10 protein-coding genes are annotated in these 12,538 nt (G+C 61.8%); all 10 read left to right on the top strand.

Annotated features, from left to right (window positions below; all coding sequences use genetic code 11):
• The first annotated feature begins 15 nt into the window (after nucleotides 1-15).
• The 10 genes from ACQK2G_RS05250 (at nucleotide 16) to ACQK2G_RS05205 (ending at nucleotide 12,534) form a co-directional block, all read left to right on the top strand.
• The gene (locus tag ACQK2G_RS05250) at nucleotides 16-1,512 is read left to right on the top strand and encodes a flagellar hook protein FlgE (protein WP_425403976.1); all 1,497 of its coding nucleotides are present in this window, start codon (nucleotides 16-18) and stop codon (nucleotides 1,510-1,512) included.
• A gap of 392 nt (nucleotides 1,513-1,904) precedes the next feature.
• Nucleotides 1,905-2,258, top strand: a complete 354-nt coding sequence (locus ACQK2G_RS05245; RefSeq protein WP_425403975.1) for a DUF1153 domain-containing protein — start codon at nucleotides 1,905-1,907, stop codon at nucleotides 2,256-2,258.
• Between the two features lie 402 nt (nucleotides 2,259-2,660).
• On the top strand, nucleotides 2,661-4,328 hold the full coding sequence (fliF, locus tag ACQK2G_RS05240; RefSeq protein ID WP_425403974.1) for a flagellar basal-body MS-ring/collar protein FliF: 1,668 nt from the start codon (nucleotides 2,661-2,663) through the stop codon (nucleotides 4,326-4,328).
• Between the two features lie 200 nt (nucleotides 4,329-4,528).
• Nucleotides 4,529-5,545 carry a flagellar motor switch protein FliG gene (fliG, locus tag ACQK2G_RS05235; RefSeq protein WP_425403973.1) on the top strand — a complete coding sequence of 339 codons (1,017 nt, stop codon included), beginning with the start codon at nucleotides 4,529-4,531 and terminating at the stop codon, nucleotides 5,543-5,545.
• A 45-nt stretch (nucleotides 5,546-5,590) separates the two neighbouring features.
• Nucleotides 5,591-6,490, top strand: a complete 900-nt coding sequence (locus ACQK2G_RS05230) for a hypothetical protein (protein ID WP_425403972.1) — start codon at nucleotides 5,591-5,593, stop codon at nucleotides 6,488-6,490.
• Nucleotides 6,483-6,839 (top strand): flagellar motor switch protein FliN, encoded by a 357-nt coding sequence (gene fliN, locus ACQK2G_RS05225; protein ID WP_425403971.1) that lies wholly within the window; start codon nucleotides 6,483-6,485, stop codon nucleotides 6,837-6,839. Before ACQK2G_RS05230 ends, fliN begins: the two co-directional genes overlap by 8 nt.
• Nucleotides 6,839-7,672 carry a motility protein A gene (locus ACQK2G_RS05220; protein WP_425403970.1) on the top strand — a complete coding sequence of 278 codons (834 nt, stop codon included), beginning with the start codon at nucleotides 6,839-6,841 and terminating at the stop codon, nucleotides 7,670-7,672. Before fliN ends, ACQK2G_RS05220 begins: the two co-directional genes overlap by 1 nt.
• Nucleotides 7,673-7,745: 73 nt before the next feature.
• A complete protein-coding gene (locus tag ACQK2G_RS05215; RefSeq protein WP_425403969.1) occupies nucleotides 7,746-9,179 on the top strand; it encodes a sigma-54-dependent transcriptional regulator in 1,434 nt (477 codons plus the stop codon).
• A 109-nt stretch (nucleotides 9,180-9,288) separates the two neighbouring features.
• Complete coding sequence (flhA, locus tag ACQK2G_RS05210) at nucleotides 9,289-11,430, top strand: flagellar biosynthesis protein FlhA (protein ID WP_425403968.1); 2,142 nt, start codon at nucleotides 9,289-9,291, stop codon at nucleotides 11,428-11,430.
• A gap of 87 nt (nucleotides 11,431-11,517) precedes the next feature.
• Nucleotides 11,518-12,534 carry a GTPase gene (locus tag ACQK2G_RS05205; RefSeq protein ID WP_425403967.1) on the top strand — a complete coding sequence of 339 codons (1,017 nt, stop codon included), beginning with the start codon at nucleotides 11,518-11,520 and terminating at the stop codon, nucleotides 12,532-12,534.
• The last annotated feature ends 4 nt before the right edge of the window (nucleotides 12,535-12,538 follow it).

Raw genomic sequence — 12,538 nt, 5'->3', positions numbered from 1 at the left:
ACGGAGGATAAAAGAATGAGTATTTTCGGCGCATTGCGATCCGGTGTTTCCGGCCTCTTCGCACAGAGCCAGTCTCTCGCGACGACCGCCGATAACATCGCGAACGTCAACACGACCGGTTACAAGGTCAACCGTGTTCAGTTCAACACGCTGGTCACGAACTCCGCGTCGCCGACCTTGTTCTCCTCCGGTGGGGTGCAGAGCCGAGTCGCCCGGGATAACGACATCCAGGGCCTGCTCGCCGCCTCGGCCAGCGCGACGGATGTCGCCGTCGTCGGCCAGGGCTTCTTCACGGTGACCGACGAAGTGACCTTCAACGAGACGTCGGGCCGGTTCGAACCGACCGGGAACATCTTCTTCACCCGCGCCGGCGAATTCCGTCCCGACAAGGACGGCAACCTCGTCAACGCAGCCGGCTTCTTCCTGACCGGTTGGCCCCGCAACGCAGCGGATACCGGGTTCGAGGTCACCACGGTCCCGAACGCCTTTTCCGCGGTCAACACCTCCGCCGCCTCGGCGGTCGCCACACCGACCACCGAGGTCGAGATCGGCGCGAACCTTCCAGCCGCTTCGGCGACCGGGGATTCCTTCGACGTCGCCCTGCAGGTCTTCAACCGGCAAGGCGGGCAGCGGACCCTGACCGTGACCTTCACCAAGAATTCCGCCGTCGATGTCTGGGATGTCAGCGTGGAACTCGTCGGCGGCGGCCAGTTCGTCGATATTGACGTCAACAACGACGGCACGACCCAATCCGGCCTGTTCGACACCACCGGCGACGGCGTGCTGGACGACGATGAACGCGCAGTGGTTCCCGATGTCGGCGCCGCAGGCTCGAACGCCTCCTACGCGGCGGCGGATATTGACCTGGAAGCGCTGGTCGGCACCCGAACGATTGCCAGTTTGGGCCAGGTGACATTCAACGCCGACGGCTCGATCTCAACGACGACCTTCAACTCCGCAGGCGGCGATATCGGCTTCGGGAACGCGACCACGTCGGACATGAACTTTCTGATCGACTTCGATGCAAGCTCCGCGACGGATGACGATCTGGTGCCGATCACGCTGAACCTCGGTACGCTTGGCGGTACGGACGGGTTGACGCAGTTCGACGGCGCCAATGTCATCAACAATCTGGATCAGAACGGTCGTCAGTTCGGTTCCTTGACCGGCGTCACCATTTCCGATGAAGGGGTCGTGACGGCGCTGTTCGACAACGGCGTCACGCGTGAGATCTTCCAGATCCCGATCACGACCTTCAACAATCCGAATGCGCTGACGCCACTGTCGGGGAACGTCTTCATCCAGACGGATTCCAGCGGTCAGCCGGTGCCGCGCGTCGCCGGAACCGGCGGGTCCGGGGCCATCTCGCCGTCGTCGCTGGAACAATCGACCGTGGATATCGCCGACGAATTCACCAAACTGATCATCACGCAGCGCGCCTTCTCGGCGAATACGCGGACGATCACGACGGCGGACGAATTGCTCGACGAGTTGATCCGCACGATCCGGTAACGGATTTCCGCAAGGCACCCTGTATTGGGGAATGGGCCGGCTCTGCGAAGGGCCGGCCTTTTGCTTGCCAGGGGACATTGCCAGGGCAAACTGCGGAATGCGTTCACGCCGTTCATCATTTTTTCTTTTTTGGCGTCTAGGTTAACCTTTTCAGCGCTTCTACCGTCCGACGCTCGGCTCTAAATCCTGTACACATCATTATACCGCATCTGTATATTATTGTTTTTAAAGTCATTTTTAGGCTTATGGTTTAGTCCGATAGAATTTAGATAAAATTTTAGATAATTTATACTTTGTTAACCATTCAGCCGTACCATCATCAATGTCAGGCACGAGTAAGCCAGCGACGATGAGAGACTGAGAGATAAAATCACGGGACCAGGAGGGCTGATATGACCAGCCATTTCAGAATGGACCGCGATGCAGAAGAAGCCCATTTAAAGGCAGACACATCCGTCGTTCAATTTCCCGGCGCGGGGAGCGCCGATCACAACCAAGCCAGGACCGCCAAAGGTCCGGGCCTGCCACCCCCTAACCTGAGACGCTGGACGTCGCAGTACAAGCAAGCGGTCGTGCTTGCGGTACATGGCGGCTTCCTGACGCGGGCAGAAGCCTGCAGCCGCTATCGGCTGTCGACAGAAGAGTTTCAGGATTGGGAAGACGCGCTGACGCGGCACGGAGCGGCCGGTCTGAAAGTGACCCGCCTGAGCGGTTTGCGGCGCGTGGCGAGGCAGCAAGCCGGCTGACCGCCCTCACCCATCCGAAAACAGAGCCGTTTCGCATGCAGCCGGACCGTCAACCGGACGACATGCGGAGTCCAACCGTCACGCGACGTCCACCGAGAGGCGCGGAAACATGAACGGTATACCGTTTTACTTATCCGGAAATCCAAACAATGCCGCCGAGGCAGGCTTTCCCAAGTATTCAAAAGTAAAACTAGGCTATTTTTGCCTATTTTCTACTTTGATCCCTTTAGCAAATCACTTATCGTTATTTTGGGAGATCGTACAGGAGAGGCGAATCGGCATCGTTTTCGATGTCTTCGCGAGAATTAGCATCAGCACGCCGTTTCATCGGAGTCTCGGTGCATTCGCGGGGGCATCCATGGCCGATTCAGCGAACGCGGCAAGCGTTCAGGGAGAGGTATCGTGAACGGTTTAGTGCAGGTTTTTCAGAATTTGGGTCCGACACGGGTTGCCGCAATCGGCGGTGTCGCGGTCCTGCTCATGGCGTTTTTCATTTTCATGATGACGCGCCTCACCTCTCCAGACATGCGGTTGCTGTATGGCGACCTGGACCAGACGGACGCCAATCAGATCATCACCCAGTTGACCGCGCAGAACATTCCCTTCGAATTGCGCAATCAGGGCACTGAAATCATGGTTCCCGCCGACCAGGTCGCCCAGTTGCGGCTGAGCATGGCGGAAATGGGCTTTGGCGGCCGCGTTCTGGGCAACGAACTGTTCGATCGCGAGCAGAGCTTCGGTACCTCCAGCTACATGCAGCAAATCACCAGCCAGCGCGCCCTGGAAGGCGAGTTGGCGCGCACGATCTCCTCGTTCAACACCGTCAAGTCGGCCCGCGTCCATCTGGTACTGCCACAGCGGGAACTGTTCACCCGCGAGGTCCGGGAGCCCAGCGCCTCGGTCATTCTGCGCATGCGCGGCGGACAACGCCTGGACAAGCAGCAGGTCCTGTCCATTCAGCATCTGATCGCGACCGCGGTGGACCGCCTGAAGCCGAACAACATCACCATTGCCGACGACCGCGGCACCCTGCTGGCGCGCGGCGGCGATGAAGAGGGGCTTGCCTCCGCCCAGGCCGACGAATTGCGCAGCGGTTATGAAAACCGCCTGGCACGCCGGATCGAGGAACTGGTCGAGCGCACGGTGGGCCTCGGCAAGGTCCGGGTCCAGGTTCAGGCCGAAATGGATATGAGCCAGGTGGTCCAGAATATCGAAACCTACGACCCGGAGGGTCAGGTCCTGCGCTCCACGGAAACCATCGAGGAAGCGAATAACCTGAACGAAGCCGGCGAAGACGCCGTCACGGTGGGCAACAACCTGCCCGATGGCGGCGGCGAATTCGGCGCCGGCGGCGGTGTGTCGGAAAACTCAAGCCGGACCGAAGAACGGTCGAATTTCGAAATTTCGAAATCCATCACCAACACCGTCCGCGCGCCGGGCGAGGTCGAGCGTGTCTCCGTCGCCGTGCTGGTAGACGGCAGTTACAGCACGACGCCCGCCGAAGGCGACGGCGATCCGATCCGCGAATACGTTCCCCGCACCGAAGCGGAAATGCAGCAGATCGAAGTCCTGGTGAAGACCGCCATCGGTTTCGAGGACGGCGTGGACTCGGTCGAGATCGTCAACATGCCCTTCGCAGACCCGATCGGCCTGGATGACGGCGCCTCCGAAACCTTCTTCGGCCTGACCGGGCCGGACATTCAGCGGATCATCGAAGTCATCGTCCTTGGCGGTGTCGGCCTGCTGATCGCCCTGCTGGTGATCCGTCCGCTGGTTTCCAAGATCTTCGAGACCTCCGCGGTTTCCGTGACGATGGAAGACGACGAGGCCGCCCCGGCGCTCATCACCGATCAGTCCGGCGCATTGATCCCGGCACCGGCCGGCGTCGGCGGCGCCATGATGGCGGCCGGCGGCGATGGCGAGGAAGATGCCGAAACGATGATCGACATCGCCCATATCGAAGGCCGCGTGAAGGCGTCCTCGATGAAGAAGATCGGGGAGATTATAGACAAACACCCCGAAGAGGCCGTGGCGATCCTTCGGAACTGGATGTATCAGGAGAGCGCATAAGCGCTCTCCGCCGAGGCTCCGACGCGGGAATGACGCAGGAATGAAACGCGGAACGTGGACAATGAAACGCAACAGCCCCTTTCCAACCGGCCGAGAGTCGGGGACTGTGGCCGTTGCGTCGTTTTCACGGTCCGCGCGCCATCCGGCATGCGGGCCGCGGGGGCTGTTGAACCAGATGGAGCCGTCTTCAGGTAACGGGCATGCGGGTTAGAGAAGACTATCGCGGGCTTTCAGGGCCGGAAAAAGCCGCCATCATGATGTTGGCGATCGGGGAGGATTATGCCGCCCGATTGTTCTCCATCATGGATGACGAGGAAATCCGCGAAATATCCTCCTCCATGGCAAATCTGGGGACGGTCAGCTCGAACGTCGTCGAGCGCCTGTTCGTCGAATTCGCCGAGCAGATTTCATCGACCGGCAGTCTCGTCGGGTCCTATGAAAGCACCGAACGCCTGCTCGGCAAGGTGCTGGACGCAGACCGCGTCAATCAGATCATGGAGGAGATCCGCGGTCCCGCCGGTCGAACCATGTGGGACAAGCTGGCGAATGTGAACGAGGTTGTCCTCGCCAATTATCTGAAGAACGAATATCCGCAGACCGTCGCGGTCGTGCTGTCCAAGATCAAGGCCGACCATGGGTCGCGCGTGCTGGCCGCGCTGCCGGAGAGCTTCGCGATGGAAGTCATCATGCGCATGCTGCGCATGGAGGCCGTTCAGAAGGAAGTTCTGGACGACGTCGAACGAACCCTGCGCAACGAGTTCATGACGAACCTTGCCCGCACGGCGCGCCGCGACAGCCACGAAATGATGGCGGAAATGTTCAACAACCTGGACCGCAACACCGAGAACCGGTTCATGACTCTGTTGGAAGAACGCAACCGCGACAGCGCCGAGCGGATCAAGGCGCTGATGTTCACGTTCGAAGACCTGCAGAAGCTGGACCCGTCGGGCGTTCAGACGCTGTTGCGCAATGTCGACAAGGACAAGCTGGGCATCGCGCTGAAAGGGTCGTCCGACCAGATCAAGGAACTGTTCTTCGGCAATATGTCGGAACGCGCGGCGAAGATCCTGCGCGAGGACATGGCGGCCCTCGGCCCCGTCCGGCTGCGCGACGTGGACGATGCGCAGATGGAAATGGTCAATTTGGCGAAGGACCTGGCGGCCCGCGGCGAAATTGTCATCTCCGAAGGCAGCGCCGAAGACGAGTTGATTTACTAGGGAAACTGTATCCGTCCGACTGGTGTCGGTTCGGTTTGAGGCAACATGAAACCTGCAACGGCAAAACCCTTTCTGTTCGAGCAGTCCTTCGACGAGGAAGCGATGCTGCGCGCCCGTGAGCGCAAGCGCCGTGAGAAGGAGGAAGCCGAACAGGCCGCCCTGTTGGCGGAACAGGAAAACAATCCGCCGCCACCGACCTTCACCGAAGAGGAATTGCAGGCAGCACAGGCAGCCGCCTGGCAGGAAGGCCATCAGGCCGGCGTGGCCGACGCCCAAAAACAGCAGGAGGCCCAGACCCTGGCCCTGCTGGAAAATCTCGGCGCGCAGATCAGCGGCATGCATGTTCATCAGGACCTGGCCAACGAGCGGATCGCCGCAGAACTGACAGCCTTTTCCCTGGAGATCTGCCGCCGCATTCTGCCGGACTTCGTAGACAGCCATGGGGGGGAGGAACTCCGCGCCTTGCTCGCCGACTGTCTGGAAAAGATCACACCCGCCAGCCGCATCCTGATAACCGTATCGCCGGATGCGATGGGCCTGTTGGAACCGCAAATCGAGGCCCTCGCCGCCCGCAGCGGTTTCGACGGCCGCATGAAACTCGTCGCCGATCCAGCCCTCGGCCCGACCGATCTTGTCGCGACATGGGACGGCGGCGGCATGCAGCGGATTGAAAAGGATATCTGGAAGGCGGTCGAAGCGGTGGTCGAACGCACCCTTGCGAACGCGCCGCCCGCGCCGGACCTTCCGGTTGTCGACGAGCTGGCGGCACAGGAAGGACCGATGGCAGCGGAACCGGAGGCCACTGCCCCCGAAACGGTACCGCAGCCCGAACCGCCAGCAACGGTACAACCCGATACTATCGATGAAACGCCCGCCACCCAGGACGTATTGCCGGCGGACGACATAGCGGAGACGGCTGTCTCCGAGGAGGACCAAAATGTCTGACGAATCCCAAGAGCTGAACCTCAACGAATTGGAGGAAGGCGAACAGAGCGGAGAGCCGCTGGACCCGCGCGCGGCCGAACTCGTCGCGCCGACCGGCGCGCGCGATCTGGAAGCCGTCTATGAGATCCCGGTTCAGGTCTCCGCGGTGCTTGGCAAGGCGCATATGCAGGTCAGCCAGTTGCTGAAGCTGGGCCGCGGCGCCGTCGTCGAACTGGACCGCAAGGTTGGCGAAGCGATCGACATCTACGTCAACAACAGGCTCGTGGCACGCGGCGAAGTCGTGGTCGTGGACGACAAACTGGGCGTCACGATGACGGAAATCATCAAGTCGGATAAGACGGGCGGATAATGGCGACCGACCTGGAGCGCAGTGCGGAACGCGGATTGAGCCAGCCGACGGCGGGGCGCAGCGCGGTCGATCTGGCGACCGTGCTCGGCATCCTTGCCGCCGTCATCCTGGTCGCGACGGCCATTGTGCTCGGCGGATCGCCCGGTTCGTTCGTGGACGGCCCGGCCGTCCTGATCGTCTTCGGCGGCACATTCGGCGTCACCACCGCCTGTTTCTCCGTCGCCGACATGATCAGTTCGATGAAGGATGTCGGTCGGACCGTGTTCAGAACGCATCATGACGTCCGCGCCGTCGCCGTTCAGATGCTGCAGATCGCGCAGGTAGCACGGTATCGCGGCATCCTCGCCATCCAATCCTATCTACCCGTATTGGAAGGCCAGCCGATGCTGGTACAGGGCCTGAACATGGTCATCGACGGTACGTCGGGCGATGAGGTAGAGCGCATCATGCTGCGCGAAGTGCAGGCGCGGGCGCAGCGGAACGCGCGCTCGGTCAGCATCCTGCGCAAGGCGGCTGAACTGTCGCCCGCGATGGGGCTTATCGGAACGCTTGTCGGCCTGGTGCAGATGCTGAGCAACCTGGAAGATCCGTCGACGATCGGCCCCAGCATGGCCGTCGCCCTGCTGACCACCTTCTACGGCGCCTGCCTGGCGAACATGGTGTTCAATCCGCTCGCCTCCAAACTGGAACGGAACGCGGCTGAAGACATGCTGACCAACCATCTCTGCGTTACCGCCGCGGCGTCCATCGGTCGCCAGGAAAATCCACGCAGGTTGGAAATGCTGTTCAATACGATGCTGCCGCCGTCGCAGCGCGTCGACTATTTCGGATAACGGCAATGAGCGAAGCCATTCAACGGGTGAACCGCCGTACCAGGTTCACCAAATTTTCAAACGGGATTGCGTCATGAAGTTGCTGATCATCGGAACCCTTGGCGGGCATTTGACCACCGCCAGCCAGATCGCGATGAAGCGCGGAGCGAAGGTCACCTCGGTCAATAATATCGACGAGGCCCTTACCACGCTGCGGTCCGGCTATGGCGCCGAAGTCATCATGGTCGATGCACGCATGAATATAGCCGATCTTTCCAAGGCTCTGGAGTCCGAGCGTATCGCGGTCGCCATCATTGCCTGTGGTATCGAGGGGACCTCGCCCGAAGTCGCCGTCGCATCGATCAAGGCTGGCGCCAAGGAATTCCTGCCCCTGCCCCCGGACCCGGAATTGATCGCGGCTGTCTTCGAAGCGGTGGCGGAAGAAAACCACGCGATCATCCATCGCGACCCCGCCATGCGCCAGGTGCTGAAACTGGCCGATCAGATTGCCCCCAGCGACGCGTCGGTCCTGATCACCGGAGAATCCGGCACCGGTAAGGAAGTCATGGCGCGGTATGTTCACGCGCGCAGCAAGCGGGCATCCGGCGAGTTTGTCGCGCTCAACTGCGCCGCAATCCCCGAGAACCTTCTTGAATCGGAATTGTTCGGCCATGAGAAAGGCGCCTTTTCCGGCGCCGTCGCCCGCCGTATCGGTAAATTCGAACAGGCGAATGGCGGCACCCTGCTGTTGGACGAGATCAGCGAAATGGACCCGCGGCTTCAGGCCAAGCTGTTGCGCGCGATCCAGGAGCGGGAAATCGACCGGGTCGGCGGGGCCAAGCCCGTTTCCGTCGATGTCCGCTTGCTGGCAACGTCGAACAGGAACCTGGAAGAGGAAGTCTCCAAGGGCAATTTCCGCGAGGATCTGTATTTCCGCCTGAACGTGGTGAATCTGCAACTGCCGTCCTTGCGCGAAAAACCACAGGATATTCCGGCGCTGGCCGAGCATTTCGCGATCAAATACGCGGAATCGAACGGCCTGCCCACACGCCCGATTTCCGCCGCCGCCATGCAGCGCCTGAAGTCCCATCACTGGCCCGGCAATGTCCGCGAACTGGAAAACGCGATGCATCGCGCCGTTTTGCTGGCCCAGGGCGATGAGATCGGCGAGGAAGCCATCCTGTTGAGCGGCGGCCCGCCGCACAAACAACCAGCCCCGGCGGCGACACCGGCTGCCGCACCGGTCGAGGACACGGCCCCGGTCGCCGCACCCAGCACACCAATCGAAACTCCGTCGGCAACGGAAGCATCGGAATCCGCCGCCGCTCCATCGGCGACCGGCATGGTCGGCAAGACGGTAGCGGAAGTGGAGCGGGATCTGATCATCGACACGCTGCAGCATTGCCTGGGTAACAGAACCCATGCGGCGAATATCCTGGGCATATCCATCCGGACGCTTCGGAACAAACTGAAGCAATACACGGAGGAAGGTTTGGCGGTACCCGCGCCGGGAGACGGATCGGCCTGACATGACCGTCCCCCATCACACCCATTTGCAGCGCGACGGGTCGCCCTTTTCCAAGGGCGGCCCTCGCCGCTTCCATAACCGGCAATCCCGGTCCGGTTAGGGGAGACGCATGGCCGATACGGAATCCTCCCAGCAACAGAACACGACGCCACCGCCGGCGGCGGGCACCGTCGCCGAACCCGGTGTCGGCGAACGGCTGCGCGGGCTTTCCATCAACAAGGAAATCTTCCTTCCGATCGGGATCCTGGCGATCCTGGTCCTGTTGCTGGTGCCGCTGCCGACCCCGCTGCTCGATTTCGCCCTGTCGATCTCGATTACCTTTTCGGTCGTCATTCTGCTGACTGTCGTCTTCATCAAATCGCCGCTGGAATTGACGTCCTTCCCGACGATCCTGCTGATCGCGACGATGCTGCGGCTGGGCCTGAACGTCGCGTCGACCCGGCTGATCCTTTCGGACGGTCATACCGGCACGGCCGCGGCCGGCCGGGTCATCGAGGCCTTCGGCTCGTTCGTCGCGGGCGGCAATTACGTGATCGGGATCATCGTTTTCGCAATCCTGGTCATCATCAACTTCATCGTCATCACCAAGGGTGCCGGCCGTATCGCGGAAGTCGCCGCGCGCTTCACCCTGGACGCCATGCCCGGCAAGCAGATGGCGATCGACGCCGACCTGTCCTCCGGCCTGATCAACGAAGACGCGGCCCGGAAACGCCGCAAGGAATTGGAAACCGAAAGCTCCTTCTACGGGGCGATGGACGGTGCCTCCAAATTCGTTCGCGGAGACGCCGTCGCCGGTATCCTGATCACCTTCATCAACGTCATCGGCGGCATCATCATCGGCGTGGTCCAGCAGGGCATGTCGATGTCGCAAGCGGCCGAAAACTACACGCTGCTGACAATCGGCGACGGTCTGGTCAGCCAGATCCCCGCCCTGGTCGTTTCCACCGGCGCCGGCATGCTGGTCACCAAGGCGGGCGTCGCGGGCGCGACCGACGAGGCCGTCTTCGGCCAGTTGACCAATTATCGGCTGACATTGTGGATCGCGGCCGCCCTGCTGCTGCTTCTGTGCTTCATTCCCGGCCTGCCGGCCTGGCCCTTCGCCCTGCTGGCCGTGACCTGCGGCGGCGCGGCGTTCTTCCTGCAGCGCCAGGACCGCGAGGCTGAAGTCGCCGCCCGGATCGCGGAGATGGAGGAAGACGTTCCGGTCGCACCGCCGGAAGAACCGATCTCCACCGCCCTGCAGATCGACCTGATCCGCCTGGAACTGGGTTACGGTCTGTTGCCGCTGATCAACGCCAATGACGAACACCGGCTGACCGATCAGATCAAGGCCTTGCGCCGTCAGATCGCCGGCGAGATGGGCTTCGTCATGCCGGCTGTCCGCATTCAGGACAACCTGCAACTGCCCGCCAATTCCTATGTCATCCGGATCAAGGAAATCGAAACCGGGCGGGGCGACCTGCGCCCCAACATGCATCTGATCATCGATCCCAGGGGCGAGAAGATCTCGCTTCCGGGCGAAGCGACCGTCGAGCCGACTTTCGGCCTGCCGGCCATGTGGGTGGCCGACAACCAGCGCGAGGAAGCGATGTTCCGCGGCTATACGGTGGTCGACCCGTCCACGGTCGTCGTCACCCATCTGACGGAAATCGTTAAGGACAACATGGCCGAACTGCTGTCCTACGCGGAGACCCAGAAACTGATCGACGAATTGCCCGACAGCCAACGCAAACTGGTCGACGATCTGATCCCGACCCAGATCAATTTGGGCGGCGTGCAGCGCGTGCTGCAGAATCTGCTGAACGAACGTGTATCCATCCGCGATCTACCGACCATCCTGGAAGGGGTTTCGGAGGCCGTCGGCTATACCCGCAACGTCACCCAGATCACCGAGCATGTTCGCGCCCGCCTTGCCCGTCAGTTGTCGGATGCAAACACCAACGAGGACGGTGTCGTGCCCCTGATTACCCTGACGCCGGAATGGGAAGAGACCTTCATGCAAAGCGTGGTCGGTCAGGGCGACGAACAGCATCTGGCCATGGCGCCCAGCAAGTTGCAGGAATTCATCAGCGGCGTGCGCAGCGCCTTCGAACGGGCCGCGATGAACGGACAGACGCCGGCCCTCCTGGTCAGTCCGCAGATCCGCCCCTTCGTCCGCTCGGTGATCGAACGGTTCCGCCCGGTTACCGTGGTTCTGTCGCAGAACGAGATCCATCCCAAAGCGAAAATCAAGACGGTGGCGCAGATATGACCGGCGCGCCGATGATCGCAGCGGGTTTGACCCCGTGCCCGGACCGTCGCAGAGTTCGGGGGTATGTTTTACCGATGACGGAACGCGATGCGCCTTAAGACCTTTCACGCCAAATCGCTGCAGGACGCGATGACCCTGGTGCGGGAGCAGTTGGGGGACGACGCCATTATCGTCGCCACCCATGAATCCGGCGGCCCGCAAGGCGCCCGCGTCACCGCCGCCGTGGAACGGGAGGAAGACCCCTTCGAAAACCTGGGCGGCGATATCGATGTGATCGAAACGATCACCGAGGCGCTGGAGCGGCACGGCACGCCGCCGGACCTGACCGACCGATTGGTCGACGAAGCCTCCATGCTGGAGGAAAGCGACCCGATCAAGGCGCTGACCCATGCGCTCGGCGAGGTCTTCCGCTTTGACCCATTGCCGGACGATACGAACGGACGGCCGCTGATCCTGATCGGGCCGCCCGGCGTCGGCAAGACGGTCGGCTGCGTCAAACTGGCGGCGCGCGCCGCGCTGAAGGACCCCAGAACGGAAGCGCTGATCCAGGACGAGACGGACGGCCGCAAGGCAACGAACCGTCTGCCGGTTCACCTTGTCGGCGCGGACAAGCTGAAGATCGGGGCGATGGAACAATTGGCGCTTTATGCGGACAAGCTGGGCGCCAACATGATCGTGGTCAGCGACGGCAAAATCCTCTCGCAGGCGCTGCAGAAACTGCCGCCGGACGAATTGATCGTGATCGACACGCCGGGCACCAATCCGTTCAATCTGGAAGAACTGGCGCATATCGTCGAACTGGCCGAAGCCGGCGACTTGGAACCGGTCCTGGTCCTGACCGCCGGCCGCGACGCGGAAGAGGCGACGGATCTGGCCAAGGCCTTCCGGCCCGCAGGCGCGACGCGGCTGTTGATCACCGGATACGATATCGCGCGCCGCCTGGGCTCCATGCTGGCCGCGGCGGTGGCGAGCGATCTGGCTCTTTCCGATATCGGACGCTCCCCCCGGATCGCCGATGGGTTTCAGCCGCTCGACCCGGCCACCCTGGCCCGGATGTTGCTGCCGAAACCGAAGAAGTCCTCCGAGAAGCAGACCGCGTCATGAATAA

This window comes from Hwanghaeella sp., from assembly GCF_965227365.1.
In the GTDB taxonomy this organism is placed as follows: domain Bacteria; phylum Pseudomonadota; class Alphaproteobacteria; order UBA8366; family Aestuariispiraceae; genus Hwanghaeella.
This window is presented reverse-complemented; position numbering and strand designations above follow the sequence as displayed.